Raw genomic sequence first — 15235 nt, 5'->3', positions numbered from 1 at the left:
GGAATAACTCTTGGATAAAATAGAACTATTAAGAGAAGAAGAAAATCTAAAAAATACATTAAATATACTTAATGAAGAAACACTTAAATATATAGAAAAAAGAAAAAGTATATCAGAATATATACTTGACTACAGAAAAAAATATATTGAAGAATATAGAGACGATGAAGATAAACTTATAGAGTATTTCGATCATGAGAGATATATAAAGGAGGAATCCTACAAAACAATAGATAAAAGATTATCTGAATTTGTTAAACTTAAAGAATCACCATACTTTGGTAAAATAGGATTTATAGATGATGGGTATTCAGAAGAACTTTATATAGGTAGATATGGGTTAACACCAGAAGGAACTTATGATCCAGTTATTGTAGATTGGAGAGCTCCTGTTTCCTCATTATTTTATAAAGGGGTGCTTGGGAAAACTAGTTATAAAAGCCCACAAGGAGAAATCCCAGTAAATATATTATCAAGAAGACAATTAATTATAAAAAAGGCTAAGTTAGAGGGATATTTTGATTCTGATATAAATATACAAGATGAAATACTACAAATGGTTCTTTCATCTAATTCTGGAGAAAAACTTAAAGATATAGTAAATACAATACAAAAAGAACAAGATGAAATAATAAGAGCTGATAGAAATAAGGTTATTGTAGTTAATGGTGTTGCAGGTTCAGGAAAAACTACTATAGCACTTCATAGAATTTCATATCTTTTATATAATTTTAGAGATCAATTAACTGATAAAGTACTAATTTTGGGTCCAAATGATATATTTATGGATTATATTTCAGAAGTTTTACCTAATTTAGGAGAAACAGCAGTAATAAATGAAACATTTTTATCTTTTGCATATAAGGAAATAGGCTTGCAAGAAACCGTAAAAGATATAACTTATTACTTAGAAGAAGTTTTAAATGGAAATGAAAGTATACTAAATGAAATAAAATATAAGTCATCAAATGATTTTATAGAAAAATTAGATAGAGAAGTAGAAAATATAGAGGAAAACTATTTTAATATTAATCCAGTTAAATTTTTAGGTGAAGAAATAGTTTCTATAAATGAAATAGATGAGTTATTTAATAAGCATTATAAATATATGCCGATATTTAGAAGAAGTAATAAAATAAAGATGATACTTATTTCTAAAATAAAAGACAAAAGAGATGAAAAGGTAAGAGAAATTAATATAAAGGCAAAAGAAGAAAAAGCAAGATTATCTGCAGAAGAATTAGTCATCGAAGAAAATAATATAGAGTTTAGAAGAAAGCTTGAAATAAGAGATGTAATTAGAGAAGTAATGAAAGCTAAAGATGAAATAGATAATTGGATAGAAAATGAAAGTGTTGTAAAAATATATAAAGACTTTATAAATACTGAAGAATTATCTTATTTAGATTTACCAGCAATTCTTTATCTAATGATAAAATTAGAAGGCAAAAAATCTAAAACTGAAATAAAGCATATAGTTATAGATGAAGCTCAAGATTATAATATGTTACAGTTTATAGTTTTAAAAGAATTAACAGGATGTAGAAGCTATACTATAGTAGGAGACTCCAACCAAAGACTTATTAAAGCAGAAGAAGCATCAGCTATGTTAAAGCTAAAGGATATATTTGGAGGATTCTTTAAGTTATTTGAACTAAATAAAAGTTATAGATCAACTTATCAAATAATGGAATATGCAAGCAAGCTTTTAGATGAAAATGCAGTTGTTCCTTTTGTTAGAAAAGGAGAGTTTGATGTTTTAGAGACAGTTGTTCCTAAAGATGATAAGGAAGATTTAATAGATGTTATATTGAATTTATTAGAAGATTACCAAGAAGAGAAGTATGAGAACATTGCTATTATAACAAAGGGAAAAGATGAACTTAATATTATTGCTCCAGAACTTAAGAAGTATACTAATATACTAGCATTTAATAATGTAGATGTAGTATATAAAGGAGGAAGAGTTCTTATTCCATCATATTATGCAAAGGGATTAGAATTTGATGCTGTAATTGTTGTTGATTTTGATGAGAATACTGATAATTTAATTAAATATATTATGTGTACTAGGGCACTGCATAGACTATCAGTTATAAAAGTTAGATAAAATTATACTTACATTAAGATAGAGGTTTAAATAAATATTATTACTAAAAATAATATCCAGAGAGTAATATCCCTGGATATTATTTTATAAATAATAATAAAATAATTATTGTTTTGTAACATTTCACAATATATTTAAATTTTTATTAGTCATAATTTAAGAAAAATTGATAATGGTATTAATAAGATTGAATTTAAAATAAAAGCCATTATAATAAAAACATAAGCTTTTTGTAAACGATATTAAAGGAGGGGGTTGAAGAGTGGAGTGCTTTTATGAACAATTCCAGACTAAAGATTATAGCAGTTTAGAGCGAATATTGAATATTCTATCTAAAGTATCATTAGTTATTGCACTATTGTTTTTAGTAATGTTTAACTTTATAATTGCAGCAGTCTTTGCTTTAATATATTTAATTATTTTTATTTTATCTAGAAAGATTATAGTTGAATATGAATATGAGCTTACAGGAAACGAGCTAGTAATATTCAAAATAATGAATAAGAGTAAGAGAAAAGAAATAGGGAGCTTCAATATAAGAGATATATCAAGTGTAAAGAATTCAGAAAATGTTGATAAAACAAACAATAAAATTATAAAGGCTTATTTAGATGAGGCTGGATTAAAAGATAAAATTTATATGGCAAAAACAGCTGAAGGAATGGTAGGATTTCAATTAGCTATGGATGAAAATTTAACAAATTTAATTAAAAGAGTTAATCCATTAGCATTTTATTAATATATAAAATTGGAGGAGAAAATTATGGCAGGCGTAACTTTAAAAAATATTCAAAAAGTATATGAAAATGGGTTTAAGGCAGTACAAGATTTTAGTTTAAACATTAAAGATAGAGAGTTTATAGTTTTTGTTGGACCATCAGGATGTGGTAAATCAACAACATTAAGAATGATAGCAGGATTAGAAGAAATATCTGGCGGGGAATTATATATTGATGATAAGTTAGTAAATGATGTAGCTCCAAAAGATAGAGATATAGCTATGGTTTTCCAAAACTATGCACTATATCCACATATGACAGTTTATGAAAATATGGCATTCGGATTAAAGCTTAGAAAGCTACCAAAGCAAGAAATAGATGAAAAAGTTAGAGAAGCAGCAAAGATATTAGATATAGAACATCTTTTAGACAGAAAACCAAAAGCTTTATCAGGGGGACAAAGACAAAGGGTTGCTATGGGAAGAGCTATAGTTAGAAGTCCAAAAGTATTCTTAATGGATGAACCTTTATCAAATCTTGATGCTAAGTTAAGAGTTCAAATGAGAATAGAAATTTCTAAGCTATATAATAAATTAAATACTACATTTATATATGTAACACATGACCAAACAGAAGCAATGACTTTAGGAACAAGAATAGTTGTTATGAAAGATGGAGTTATTCAACAAGTTGATTCACCAACTGAAATCTATAATCATCCAGCAAACTTTTTTGTTGCAGGATTTATAGGAAGTCCTCAAATGAATATGACATATGGGCAAAACTTAGTTAAAGATGGTAAAAACTATGTTAAGGTATTTGATGAATTAGTTGAAATTCCAGCTGATAAAGTTAAGATCGTAAAAGAAAAGAATGCTGAAAATATAGAAGTTATAGTTGGTATAAGACCAGAAAATATTTATCATTTAAAAGAAGAGTTGGCTAATCCAGGAGTTGTTACTTTTAAGGGAGAAGTTGACTTAAAGGAAAACTTAGGAGCAGAAACATATATCCATGTTAAGAAGGATGGAGCAAACTTTATAATTAAATCAAGAACCGGTGCTGATTATAAAATTGGAGATTCAATAGAATTTGGATTTGATGCTAACAAAATTCATATTTTCGATAAGGAAGAACAAAACACAATATTCTAATAAATTCAAGAATCTGAAAAGGGGTGCGTGAAACGCGTACCCCTTTATGTAATTAACAAAGGTAAACTAAAGAAGTTTAGTAAGCATAATATAAACCTCTTTATTAAATATGCATTAGCTATATAAAAAATAAATATTTTTGAAATTATTTTTTATAATTTTTTTCGGCTTGTTCCCAATTAACTATATTCCACCAATTATCTATGTATTCAGCACGTCTATTTTGATATTTAAGGTAATATGCATGTTCCCAAACATCTATTCCTATAATAGGAGTTAAACCTATAGATATAGGAGAGTCTTGATTTGCTGTAGAAATTATAGACAATTTACCATCCTTATCGAAAACTAACCAAGCCCAACCAGATCCAAATCTACCTAATGCAGCTTCTTTGAATTTAGCCTTAAAATTATCATAAGACTCAAAATCTCTATTTATTGCATTTAATAAATCTCCTTTAGGACTTTGATTTTTCTTTGGGCTCATTATACTCCAGAAGAAGTCATGATTATATACACCACCTGCGTTGTTTATAACAGTTTGCTTTATATCAGATGGGATTGAATCTAAATCCTTTAAGATTCCTTCTATGCCCTTAGAATATAATTCAGGATGTTTAGCAATAGCTTTATTTAAATTATCTAAATAAGCCTGTTCATGTTTATCATGATGAAGCATCATAGTTTCTTTATCAATATATGGTTCTAATGCATCATAAGCGTATGGTAGTGGCTTAAGTTGAAATTGTGCATCTCCTAAGCTTTTACCTGTAGCTAAAGATGATGGTATTAAAGTTAAAAAAGTAATAAGTGATAAAGCTATTAATGATAAAAAGTTAAGTTTCTTGTTCATTTTATTTCACCTCCTAAGTTAGTATTTGTTTTAAAATATTATTTTATAAATAAATAGTGAAAGTGATATAATAGTTATATTGATAATTTAAGGAAAAGTTGGTGATAGTATGGAAGAATTAATAAAAAATAATGCAATAAGTATAGTATATTTTAGTGGATCAGATTGTGGAGCATGTGATGCTATTAAGGAGAAAGTTCAATTTTTAATAAAAGAATATAATGAAATAAAATTTTTAGAAATTAATGCAATAAAAAATAAAGAGTTAGCAGCACAACATGATATATTTTCACTACCTATTTTATTATTATTTATTAATGGAAAAGAAGCATTGAGATTAGGAAGATATTTTGATGTTTTAGAATTTAAAAATTCAATAGATAGATATTATAGTTTAATTTATAGGTAAAGGTTTGAAAATGTGATTATATAATGCTTTTAGTAATTCAATGTGAAAAATTAGCCTTACCTTAAGTTTGTAAGTGGACATATGTAAGTTTGCGTTGGCTTGGAGCGGAGTGACGGAATAAGTAAACTTACATATGTCCACTTTTTTATTAAGAAACTTTTAATAAATATGATAGCAGTTTCTTAATTTTCTCAAATTAAACTTATTAATAAGAGTAAGGTTACTTAATATCTATATTATGGTAAAATATTAATAAAAAGATATTGGGAGGACTTATGAGTAAGTTAAGCATTTTAGTAGTAGATGACGATAAGGAAATTACAGAAGCAATAGAGATTTATCTTATAAATGAAGGATATAATGTATTTATTGCTTATGATGGAATACAAGCTTTAAAGATAGCTAAAGAAGAAAGTATACATTTAATAATAATGGATATAATGATGCCTAATCTTAATGGTACTAGAGCCACAATTGAACTTAGAAAGGAAAAAGAAATACCAATAATAATGCTATCTGCTAAATCGGAGGATTCAGATAAAATTTTAGCATTAAACCTAGGAGCAGATGATTACATAACTAAGCCATTTAATCCGTTAGAACTTATAGCAAGGGTAAATTCACAAATAAGAAGATATACAAGATTTTCTTCTATAAATAAAGAAGAAAATAATGAAAAAATTATAGTTGGAGGATTAGAATTAAATAATAATAATAAAGAAGTAACTGTTAATGGAAAAGAGGCCAAGCTAACACCACTAGAATTTAAAATTTTAAGTCTTCTTATGGGCAATTTAGGAAGGGTATTTTCTATAGAAGAGATATATGAAAGAGTTTGGAATGAAGTTGCATATAACGTAGATACAGTAACTGTACATATAAGAAGGATTAGGGAGAAGATAGAGGTAGATCCCAGAAATCCTCAATATCTAAAGGTAGTTTGGGGAGTTGGATACAAAATTGACAAAAAATAAGTACTTTTATAATTAAATTTAGGAGGGAGTGATTCTAATAAAATCAATGGAAAAATTATATATAAAACTACCAATGGATATAAAAATTATGGTTCCTGTCTTGTTAGTATATCTTATAAATGAGTTAGATTATAATGTTGCTCCGTACTATAATGGAGGACTGTATTGTAATTTTATAATACTAGCTACATTAATATTTATACTACCAACATATTTATTTATAAAAGATATAATACTAATTATAAGAAAAAAACGAAGTTCTAGTAAATTTATATTAAAAAAATATTTAGCAATTATGTATAAAAAATTACCAATGGATATAAAAATTATAATTCCTATTTTGCTAATATTTCTTATAAATGAATTAAGATATAATGTTATTAGATATTATGATGGAGGGCTATATTCTAATTTTATAATACTATCTACATTAATATTTGTAATATTAACATCCTTATTCATAAAAGATATAATACTAATTATAAGAAAAAAGCAGAAGCCTATTAAATTTATGATAAAAGAATTTTTAGTTATCGTAATAAATAAAATTAAACAATGTTATATGATAAAAGCTACAGGAGTAAAAGTAAGCATATTAATATTGCTAACAATATTAGCATTAGTGTGTATTAAAGTAATTATTATACATTATTACTACTGGCCATATAATATAGTATTAACAGCGCAAACATATGTCATTTTATATATGATATTATTGACTGCCTATATAATCACAATACTTGGAGAAGTGAATGTATTAAAAATCAAATCAAATCAAATTACAAATGGAGAGTATGAAAAAGAAGTTAAAGATAATCAAATGATTATTCTTAAAGATATAGAAAAGAATATTATAAATATAGAAGATGGATTAAGAGAATCTGTAAGTAAGGCTATAAAAAGCGAAAGAATGAAGAGTGAATTAATTACAAATGTATCTCATGATTTAAAGACGCCTCTTACATCTATAATAAATTATGTAGGTTTATTAAAGGAAGAAAATTTATCACAAGAAAAAAGGGATAAGTATATAGATGTTTTAGATATTAAATCAAAAAGACTTAAAATTTTAATAGAAGATTTATTTGAAGCTTCAAAAGTTGCATCAGGCAGTATAGAACTTCAAAAAGAAGATCTAAATATAGTATCATTACTTAGGCAAATCTTAGGTGAGTTAGAAGAAAAAATATCCTTAGCAGAATTAAATATAATAACTAAATGGCCAGATGAAAAAACTATATTATTTCTAGATGGAAGAAAAACATTTAGAGCATTTGAAAATTTAATAAATAATATAATTAAATATTCAATGAAAAAATCTAGAGTATATATTGAAGTTATAAGTGAAGAAAAAGAAGTATCTATAATAATGAAAAATATTTCATCATATCAGTTAGATTTTACAGCTGAAGAAATTGTTGAAAGATTTAAAAGAGGAGATAAATCAAGAAGTACAGAGGGATCTGGACTAGGGCTTGCCATAGCTAAAAGCATAATTGAATTACAAGGCGGTACTTTTGATATAGAAATAGATGGAGACTTATTTAAGGTAATTACAACCTTTGAAAAATAAAATTTACAAAGTTTTATTTAGTATGAAATTGTATTTATTTCTAAATGAAAATAGAAAAGAGATAAAAATGTACTTTATAGAAGAGGCTTTTGAAAAAAGTTTATTCTATAAAGTACATTTTTATTATCTTTATTCCATTGTAATTGGAAAATTTTAATTTTCATCTTCATCTATTAAATCATCAACACCAAGTAATTCCTCATCAGAATTTTCATTAAGAGAACTGCTACTTTTATATGTTATTTGATTGATAGCTTGATATATTTTTTCTAAAAGATAATTTTGTATTCTTCTAGCTTTATGCGTTTTATTAAAGATAATGAAGCTCCATATTCCTATTATAGAGAAAGTTATCATAAACAAAGTACCTATGCTATAGAATACTATTTGAAAAATTTGAACAGCTAAGTCCATATTATATTACCTCCAAATTTTTATATAAAAATATTATATCATAGAAAATAATATAATTTAGATTAAATTAAAATAAATGTATAAAATTTCATATTCATGATTAGTATTTAGCTTAAATGTCTATAATTTAAAAAAGATATTAATCAGAAGGAGAAGCATATATGAAAAAAGTAATATTATTAGTAATATCTACAATATTATTGATTGTATTTTTGTTAGGATTTATAGAGGTAGTAAATAAGGAAACAACTGAAAACAAAGAAGTATTTACATATTCAGTATCTTCAGTACCATCTGACTTTAAATCTGTAGGAAATTTAGATAAAAGAGTACAGGATATAGTATGTGCAACTAGTAGAGGGTTAGTTGAATTAAATGCTTCTAAAGATATAGTACCTTCATTATCAGAAGGTGTTAAAGTTAGCGAAGATGGATTAGAGTATGACTTTAAAATAAAATCAGATATTTATTGGAGTGATGGAACCCAAATAACACCAAAAGATATAGTAGCCTTTTTTAGAGAAATATTGACAGAGGAAAATGAAAAAAATATAGGGGCTTTATTAAATGTATATGGAGCTAAAAACTTTAGGGATGGAGAAGGGTCATTTACTGAAAATGTTGGAATAAGAGCTGGTGAGGATAATGTTGTATTTAGATTAAACTCTAAGGATGACAAGTTCATTAAAGAGCTAACTGAACCACAATATAGACTTAGAAAAAATGTCTTGTTATGGGAAAATATAAAACAAAATTATGATAAGTTAATTTATTCAGGATGTTATGAAATTTCAGAAATGACAATAACAGAATTAACACTTAAAAGAAATAGCAATATAAATCCTAAGTTAGTTGAAACTATAAAAATTGTGGATGATGAAGGTGAAGAATTAGCTATGGCAGCTTTTGAAGTAGGGGGAAGGGATATAGTTATCAATCCACCTAAAAGCCAATTAAGTCGATTGAGTAGAGAAAATAGGCTTATAACTTTAGAATCAAATAAAGCTATGTATTTAACCTTTAACCCCAATTCCGATATTATACCATTAGAAGGCAAAAAAGATATATATAGATTATTAAATAGATCTATGGAACAGTATCAATTAGAAAATAGTATGTTTATAGAATTAGCAGAAGGAAGTTACTTTAGAGAAGATAAAGAAGATTTACTAAAGCTTCAAGCAAGAAAAGTTATGAGTAATGAAATAGTTCAATGGGATAAACCTGAAGAAGTTGTATTAGTTGCAGAAGAAAGTACTCAAAATAAGGAAATTTGCGAGTATATTGTTGAGTGGTTTAAAAATAATACTGATATATACTTAAGTTACAAGCTTATAACAAAAGAAGAAGTTGCTTCAATAAAGGATGTAAATTATTATAATATAGCTTTAATTCAAGGAGATTCAAGTGTATCATCTAATAACTCTATATATAGTGTGCTTATAAACTTTCTTCCAGAAAAGCATAGAAGTCAATTACTATTAGCTAAGACAGAAGGGGAAAAATTAAATACATTTTCTAAGCTTGAAGATGAATTATTTAATACTTATCAAATGCTTCCTTTAGTTTTTTACAATGATAATATAGCCGTAAATAGTAGAATAAAAAATATGATATTAGATGGAAATGGGAATATAGATTACAATAAAATAGAAAAATCATAAAGACTAAGGCTACACCAAGGTCTTTATGATTTGTTTTATATATTTAGTGTATCTCTATCAAATTATTCATTAATTTCAGGGTTTAGAAACTCTTCTTCTTCAACAGCAGTTATATTACTTTGAGTAAGGTCATCAGCTACATCATTGATTGTAAGTTCACTAGCAGAATCTGTACTATTACTTAGTTTTTTTGGAGAGTCTGATGTAATAAGTTTAATTTCATTCATAAAGTCATCTTTAAATAGAAAAATTATTAATTGATATATATACATGTTTTTAAAGCTATCAAATGAAGAACTTGATGATAAAAATGAATCTCTTTTTTTAGAGTAAGAAATACTTTTATTAAAAATAGGAGCTATTCCTAAGTTAGTTGGTGTTGATGTTGTTGGCATTCTAAAAAAGTTTTCTTCTAGCATATCAGCTGAATTTAATGTTAAACCCTTATATCTTTCAGCATCATCTAATGTAGGAGCCTCTGGCCAACAAGTTATTAAACCTGAGTTAATAAAATACTTTCTATACAATGATGATATCATATTTCTATATTCACCATATCTATTAGATTCTTTTGCATAGATAATAATAGCTAAGAAATAGAAAGCAACATCAAAACATGAGTATTTCAGTTCTTTCTTACCAGAAAGTTTAAGGAAAACTTCCTTTTCATCATCATATAAAGATACTAGTTTATTATTTATTTCCCTTGCCTTTTCGTTAAATGTAATCATTTGAGTATGTTTAAATGACAGCATCAAGTTTATGCAAAATAAGCACGTAAAATCTAAAGAATCGACATAGTAGTCTTTTTCATCAAATTTATTTATTAGAAAATCTGTTAAATCAATAATTAATATTTGAGAATCTAAATTTTTTGAAAAGCTATAAAAAATATTAATGGATGTAAGTATTTTACATATTTCCTCGAAAGAACATTCATAAATTTTTTCCTTAAACTCTATAAGCATTTGTAATATTTCTAATGAAAATTTATTATAGTCTTCTGAAATTTCGTCTTCTGGAAATAATGTTGAATATAGATTATATGCAACCATCATGCAGGCTTGGTCAGAAAACTTAAATTTATTACTTTTATCCGAAAGATTGAATCCTTTATGGTTATTTTCAGACAGATTTTTCTTTTCGATAAATACTCCTTCATTGTTTCTTAAGTTCATTGAATAAAAATTAAGTTGTTCTCTTGCTAATTTCTTATATACTTGAGAATAAGAATATAATCTTTCATCAGCATCTTTAAATCTTGAGTAATAAGTAGTTAATTGTAGTATTGATGTAGTCATTAATGCATTAGTTATTGGAGATATATCCTTCTTAAAGGAATCCTCATCAAATCCATTATAGTTTTTACTATGAATATAATTAGGAGAAGATTTTCTATATATACATAGTAGTGGAGAAAAATTACCAGATGTGGTAATATCAATGGAGGACGATGTTTTTTTATAATTTTTAATTGAATCTACTAATCCACATTTTGATTCAAGGACTAATGTCCTTATGGCCTCTTTTGATAAGTGAAAAAGTTGGCCGTTAATTTCTTTTTGGGATAGTTTATTCATTCTAAAAAATGGTCCTATATATCGCAATTTATTCACCTCTTCATTAATCCTTATATTAATAATATGAGGTTAATATTAAAATAGTGCATAAATTTTAATAATATTAAGAATTGGAGGCAAATCATGAGAATAGATGGAAGAAAAAATGAGCAAGTAAGAGCTACAAAAATAACTAGAGGATATACAAAATATGCAGAGGGATCTGTATTAATAGAGGTTGGAGATACAAAGGTGATTTGTACTGCATCCATAGAAGATAAAGTTCCGCCTTTTTTAAAGGGTCAAGGAGAAGGTTGGATAACAGCAGAGTATAATATGCTTCCAAGATCAACAGGAACTAGAAAAGTTAGGGATATAGCTAGACTAAAGCTGGATGGAAGAACTATGGAGATACAAAGGTTAATAGGAAGAGCTTTAAGGTCAGTTATGGATCTAAAAGCACTTGGAGAAAAAACAATATGGATAGATTGTGATGTTATTCAAGCTGATGGTGGAACTAGAACTGCATCAATAACTGGAGCTTTTGTAGCTTTGGTAGATGCTATAAATAAGCTTCATAAGGAGAAACCTTTTGATGTTTATCCAATAAGAAACTTTGTAAGTGCAACTAGTGTAGGAATAGTAAAGAATGAAAAAGTTATAGACTTATGTTATGAAGAAGATTCTAATGCAAAGGTTGATATGAATGTTATAGCTACAGATGAAGGTGAATTCATAGAAATACAAGGTACTGGTGAAGAATCACCATTTAGTAGAAGTGATTTAAATGAACTTTTGGATTTAGCACAAAAGGGAATAAAACAAATGGTACAAATACAAAAAGAATCCTTAAAGATGGATGCCCTTTGGATAGGTACTGGAGGTAAGTAATACTTATGAAGAAACTTATAATAGCAAGCAATAACCAAGGAAAGATAAAAGAAATAAAAAAAGTCTTAGAAAATATACCACTTAAAGTACTTTCTTTAAATGATATAGGAGTAGATATAGATGTAGAAGAAGATGGTATAACATTTGAAGAAAATGCAAAAAAGAAAAGCGAAGAGATATATAAAGAATTAATAAACAGAGGCGAAAGCGATTTTATCGTAATGTCAGATGATTCAGGTTTAGAAGTTGAATACTTAAATGGAGAACCTGGAGTTTACTCAGCAAGATATGCAGGAGAACATGGAAATGATAAGAAAAATAATGAGAAATTACTTATAAGATTAAAGGGCGTTAGTTATAAAAATAGAAAAGCTAGATTTGTATGTCAACTAGCTTTAATAGATGAAAAAAAATCATATAAATCAGTGACTGGAACGGTAGAGGGATATATATTAGAAGAGGGAAGAGGAAAAGATGGTTTTGGATACGATCCATTATTTTTGTATGAACCTCTTAATAAGACATTAGCAGAGATGACAATTAAAGAAAAAAATGAAATATCCCATAGAGGGGCTGCTTTAAAAAAAGTTGATGCAATTATAAAAGAACTTTTATAGGAGGAAGAATATGAAAATTGCTGTATTGAGTGATTCTCATTATGAAGCTTCATCTTTAATTTCTATAAAAAAGTATTTAGTAGATGTAGATATTATATTACATTGTGGAGATGGGGCATCAGATATAAAAATATTAATGGATGATTTTAAGGGAGAGATCTATGCAGTTAAAGGGAATTGTGATGTTACTATGGATTATCCCAGTGAAAGAATTATTGAAATAATGGGTTTGAAACTATTTATTACTCATGGACATATGTATAATGTAAAGAATGAATATAATACTATATTCTATAAGGGAAAAGAAGTAGGTGCTAACATAGTTCTTTTTGGACATTCTCATAAGGCCTTAATAAGTGAACATGATGGATTAACTATAATGAATCCAGGAAGTGTAACACTACCTTATGGAAGAGCTAAGAAGACTTTGGGATTTATAGAAATATTAGATAACAATAAAACTAAGATTTATTTAAAAGAAATAGAATGATAAATTTTATGCAATCCGTTATAAATAGGCATTATTTTTAAATATCTATTTAAACCTCTAAAATTCTTATATATAGATTATTTTTTTAAAAATGTATTGACGGATTGCTATTCCTATTGTAGAATAAACATTGTCGCTGAAAGATATAGAGTATATCGGGGTGTGGCGCAGATGGGAGCGCGCGTGGTTTGGGACCATGAGGTCGCAGGTTCAATCCCTGTCACCCCGACCACTTAAAACATAATATGCGGGTGTAGCTCAATGGTAGAGCCCTTGCCTTCCAAGCAAGTTACGTGAGTTCGATTCTCATCACCCGCTCCAATTTTTTTAAAATGTGATTTAAAAAAATATTGACAAGTGGCAATTAATGATATAAAATAATTAATGTCATTTAACGAATATGCGTGTTTAGCTCAGCTGGATAGAGCAACGCCCTTCTAAGGCGTGGGCCAGGAGTTCGAATCTCTTAACACGCACCATTGCCGGGGTGTGGCGCAGATGGGAGCGCGCGTGGTTTGGGACCATGAGGTCGCAGGTTCAATCCCTGTCACCCCGACCACTTAAAACATAATATGCGGGTGTAGCTCAATGGTAGAGCCCTTGCCTTCCAAGCAAGTTACGTGAGTTCGATTCTCATCACCCGCTCCATTAAACATAATATATTAATGGTAATATGCGTGTTTAGCTCAGCTGGATAGAGCAACGCCCTTCTAAGGCGTGGGCCAGGAGTTCGAATCTCTTAACACGCACCAGATATGCGTCATTAGCTCAGTTGGTAGAGCACCTGACTCTTAATCAGGGTGTCCCGGGTTCGATCCCCTGATGACGCACCATTATGGTGAACGTAGTTCAGTTGGTAGAGCGCCAGTTTGTGGCACTGGTTGTCGTGGGTTCGAGTCCCATCGTTCACCCCATACGCTGGGATATCGCCAAGCGGTAAGGCACCGCACTTTGACTGCGGTATTCGTAGGTTCAAATCCTGCTATCCCAGCCAACTTGGTTTACTAGCTCATTCGGTAGAGCACTTGACTTTTAATCAAGGTGTACCGGGTTCGATTCCCGGGTAAGCCACCAATATATATGCAGATGTGGCGGAATTGGCAGACGCACTAGACTTAGGATCTAGCGCCATTGGCGTGGGGGTTCGACTCCCTTCATCTGCACCATATATATTAAAATAATATTAGCATAAGCGGAAGTGGCTCAATGGTAGAGCGTCACCTTGCCAAGGTGAATGTTGCGGGTTCGAGTCCCGTCTTTCGCTCCAATATGCGGGTGTAGCTCAATGGTAGAGCCCTTGCCTTCCAAGCAAGTTACGTGAGTTCGATTCTCATCACCCGCTCCAATACGCGTGTTTAGCTCAGCTGGATAGAGCAACGCCCTTCTAAGGCGTGGGCCAGGAGTTCGAATCTCTTAACACGCACCATTATGGTGAACGTAGTTCAGTTGGTAGAGCGCCAGTTTGTGGCACTGGTTGTCGTGGGTTCGAGTCCCATCGTTCACCCCATACGCTGGGATATCGCCAAGCGGTAAGGCACCGCACTTTGACTGCGGTATTCGTAGGTTCAAATCCTGCTATCCCAGCCAACTTGGTTTACTAGCTCATTCGGTAGAGCACTTGACTTTTAATCAAGGTGTACCGGGTTCGATTCCCGGGTAAGCCACCAATATATATGCAGATGTGGCGGAATTGGCAGACGCACTAGACTTAGGATCTAGCGCCATTGGCGTGGGGGTTCGACTCCCTTCATCTGCACCATATATATTAAAATAATATTAGCATAAGCGGAAGTGGCTCAATGGTAGAG

The 15235-nt window shown here is 29.0% G+C and carries 13 protein-coding genes and 19 tRNA genes (1 of these 32 cut by a window edge); 29 read left to right on the top strand and 3 right to left on the bottom strand.

The window, feature by feature from the left end:
- The first annotated feature begins 10 nt into the window (after positions 1-10).
- The 3 genes from ACZJV1_RS17275 (at position 11) to ACZJV1_RS17265 (ending at position 3983) form a co-directional block, all read left to right on the top strand.
- Positions 11-2110, top strand: coding sequence for a HelD family protein (locus ACZJV1_RS17275; RefSeq protein ID WP_463650890.1), 2100 nt, complete (start codon positions 11-13; stop codon positions 2108-2110).
- A gap of 262 nt (positions 2111-2372) precedes the next feature.
- Positions 2373-2849, top strand: a complete 477-nt coding sequence (locus tag ACZJV1_RS17270) for a hypothetical protein (RefSeq protein ID WP_463650889.1) — start codon at positions 2373-2375, stop codon at positions 2847-2849.
- Positions 2850-2873: 24 nt separating this feature from the next.
- Entirely contained in the window at positions 2874-3983 is a 1110-nt protein-coding gene (locus ACZJV1_RS17265; protein WP_463650888.1) for an ABC transporter ATP-binding protein, read from the top strand.
- Positions 3984-4128: 145 nt separating this feature from the next.
- Here the strand turns inward: ACZJV1_RS17265 and ACZJV1_RS17260 are convergent, their stop codons facing one another.
- Positions 4129-4836, bottom strand: a complete 708-nt coding sequence (locus ACZJV1_RS17260; protein ID WP_463650887.1) for a superoxide dismutase — start codon at positions 4834-4836, stop codon at positions 4129-4131.
- A 109-nt stretch (positions 4837-4945) separates the two neighbouring features.
- Between ACZJV1_RS17260 and ACZJV1_RS17255 the strand changes: the two genes are divergently transcribed.
- The 3 genes from ACZJV1_RS17255 (at position 4946) to ACZJV1_RS17245 (ending at position 7792) form a co-directional block, all read left to right on the top strand.
- Positions 4946-5245, top strand: coding sequence for a thioredoxin family protein (locus ACZJV1_RS17255; RefSeq protein WP_463650886.1), 300 nt, complete (start codon positions 4946-4948; stop codon positions 5243-5245).
- 275 nt (positions 5246-5520) lie between these two features.
- Complete coding sequence (locus ACZJV1_RS17250) at positions 5521-6219, top strand: response regulator transcription factor (protein WP_463650885.1); 699 nt, start codon at positions 5521-5523, stop codon at positions 6217-6219.
- Between the two features lie 28 nt (positions 6220-6247).
- Complete coding sequence (locus tag ACZJV1_RS17245; RefSeq protein WP_463650884.1) at positions 6248-7792, top strand: sensor histidine kinase; 1545 nt, start codon at positions 6248-6250, stop codon at positions 7790-7792.
- Between the two features lie 153 nt (positions 7793-7945).
- Here the strand turns inward: ACZJV1_RS17245 and ACZJV1_RS17240 are convergent, their stop codons facing one another.
- Positions 7946-8206: a hypothetical protein gene (locus tag ACZJV1_RS17240; RefSeq protein ID WP_322379388.1), complete on the bottom strand. Its 261-nt coding sequence runs from the start codon at positions 8204-8206 to the stop codon at positions 7946-7948.
- Between the two features lie 161 nt (positions 8207-8367).
- Here ACZJV1_RS17240 and ACZJV1_RS17235 point away from each other — a divergent pair, with 161 nt between their 5' ends.
- Positions 8368-9870: an ABC transporter substrate-binding protein gene (locus tag ACZJV1_RS17235; protein WP_463650883.1), complete on the top strand. Its 1503-nt coding sequence runs from the start codon at positions 8368-8370 to the stop codon at positions 9868-9870.
- 62 nt (positions 9871-9932) lie between these two features.
- Here the strand turns inward: ACZJV1_RS17235 and ACZJV1_RS17230 are convergent, their stop codons facing one another.
- Entirely contained in the window at positions 9933-11477 is a 1545-nt protein-coding gene (locus ACZJV1_RS17230) for a hypothetical protein (protein ID WP_463650882.1), read from the bottom strand.
- 96 nt (positions 11478-11573) lie between these two features.
- Here ACZJV1_RS17230 and rph point away from each other — a divergent pair, with 96 nt between their 5' ends.
- The 22 genes from rph to ACZJV1_RS17120 form a co-directional block, all read left to right on the top strand.
- The gene (gene rph / locus ACZJV1_RS17225; RefSeq protein WP_463650881.1) at positions 11574-12320 is read left to right on the top strand and encodes a ribonuclease PH; all 747 of its coding nucleotides are present in this window, start codon (positions 11574-11576) and stop codon (positions 12318-12320) included.
- A 5-nt stretch (positions 12321-12325) separates the two neighbouring features.
- Positions 12326-12937 carry an XTP/dITP diphosphatase gene (locus tag ACZJV1_RS17220; RefSeq protein WP_460289209.1) on the top strand — a complete coding sequence of 204 codons (612 nt, stop codon included), beginning with the start codon at positions 12326-12328 and terminating at the stop codon, positions 12935-12937.
- Between the two features lie 10 nt (positions 12938-12947).
- A complete protein-coding gene (locus ACZJV1_RS17215; protein ID WP_463650880.1) occupies positions 12948-13427 on the top strand; it encodes a YfcE family phosphodiesterase in 480 nt (159 codons plus the stop codon).
- A gap of 156 nt (positions 13428-13583) precedes the next feature.
- Positions 13584-13659 (top strand) — tRNA-Pro (locus ACZJV1_RS17210).
- 15 nt (positions 13660-13674) lie between these two features.
- Positions 13675-13748 (top strand) — tRNA-Gly (locus ACZJV1_RS17205).
- 81 nt (positions 13749-13829) lie between these two features.
- Positions 13830-13906 (top strand) — tRNA-Arg (locus tag ACZJV1_RS17200).
- Positions 13907-13910: 4 nt separating this feature from the next.
- Positions 13911-13986: transfer RNA gene (locus tag ACZJV1_RS17195), tRNA-Pro, on the top strand.
- Between the two features lie 15 nt (positions 13987-14001).
- A tRNA-Gly gene (locus ACZJV1_RS17190) sits at positions 14002-14075 on the top strand.
- Between the two features lie 27 nt (positions 14076-14102).
- Positions 14103-14179: transfer RNA gene (locus tag ACZJV1_RS17185), tRNA-Arg, on the top strand.
- Positions 14180-14184: 5 nt separating this feature from the next.
- Positions 14185-14260: transfer RNA gene (locus ACZJV1_RS17180), tRNA-Lys, on the top strand.
- 5 nt (positions 14261-14265) lie between these two features.
- Positions 14266-14341, top strand: a tRNA-His gene (locus ACZJV1_RS17175).
- 5 nt (positions 14342-14346) lie between these two features.
- Positions 14347-14421 (top strand) — tRNA-Gln (locus tag ACZJV1_RS17170).
- A 4-nt stretch (positions 14422-14425) separates the two neighbouring features.
- Positions 14426-14501 (top strand) — tRNA-Lys (locus ACZJV1_RS17165).
- 8 nt (positions 14502-14509) lie between these two features.
- Positions 14510-14593, top strand: a tRNA-Leu gene (locus ACZJV1_RS17160).
- Positions 14594-14619: 26 nt separating this feature from the next.
- Positions 14620-14694, top strand: a tRNA-Gly gene (locus ACZJV1_RS17155).
- Between the two features lie 4 nt (positions 14695-14698).
- A tRNA-Gly gene (locus tag ACZJV1_RS17150) sits at positions 14699-14772 on the top strand.
- Between the two features lie 4 nt (positions 14773-14776).
- Positions 14777-14853 (top strand) — tRNA-Arg (locus ACZJV1_RS17145).
- Between the two features lie 5 nt (positions 14854-14858).
- A tRNA-His gene (locus ACZJV1_RS17140) sits at positions 14859-14934 on the top strand.
- A gap of 5 nt (positions 14935-14939) precedes the next feature.
- Positions 14940-15014 (top strand) — tRNA-Gln (locus ACZJV1_RS17135).
- 4 nt (positions 15015-15018) lie between these two features.
- Positions 15019-15094: transfer RNA gene (locus tag ACZJV1_RS17130), tRNA-Lys, on the top strand.
- 8 nt (positions 15095-15102) lie between these two features.
- Positions 15103-15186 (top strand) — tRNA-Leu (locus ACZJV1_RS17125).
- A 26-nt stretch (positions 15187-15212) separates the two neighbouring features.
- Positions 15213-15235: transfer RNA gene (locus tag ACZJV1_RS17120), tRNA-Gly, on the top strand (it continues 52 nt past the right edge of the window).

This window comes from Clostridium sp. LS3 (assembly GCF_055330225.1).
This window is presented reverse-complemented; position numbering and strand designations above follow the sequence as displayed.

Excerpts from the sequence above, each read along its gene's own strand:
- ACZJV1_RS17265 (WP_463650888.1), top strand. The coding sequence starts at position 2,874 with ATGGCAGGCGTAACTTTAAAAAATATTCAAAAAGTATATGAAAATGGG.
- ACZJV1_RS17260 (WP_463650887.1), bottom strand. The coding sequence starts at position 4,836 with ATGAACAAGAAACTTAACTTTTTATCATTAATAGCTTTATCACTTATT.
- ACZJV1_RS17255 (WP_463650886.1), top strand. The coding sequence starts at position 4,946 with ATGGAAGAATTAATAAAAAATAATGCAATAAGTATAGTATATTTTAGT.
- ACZJV1_RS17250 (WP_463650885.1), top strand. The coding sequence starts at position 5,521 with ATGAGTAAGTTAAGCATTTTAGTAGTAGATGACGATAAGGAAATTACA.
- ACZJV1_RS17240 (WP_322379388.1), bottom strand. The coding sequence starts at position 8,206 with ATGGACTTAGCTGTTCAAATTTTTCAAATAGTATTCTATAGCATAGGT.
- ACZJV1_RS17235 (WP_463650883.1), top strand. The coding sequence starts at position 8,368 with ATGAAAAAAGTAATATTATTAGTAATATCTACAATATTATTGATTGTA.
- rph (WP_463650881.1), top strand. The coding sequence starts at position 11,574 with ATGAGAATAGATGGAAGAAAAAATGAGCAAGTAAGAGCTACAAAAATA.
- ACZJV1_RS17220 (WP_460289209.1), top strand. The coding sequence starts at position 12,326 with ATGAAGAAACTTATAATAGCAAGCAATAACCAAGGAAAGATAAAAGAA.
- ACZJV1_RS17215 (WP_463650880.1), top strand. The coding sequence starts at position 12,948 with ATGAAAATTGCTGTATTGAGTGATTCTCATTATGAAGCTTCATCTTTA.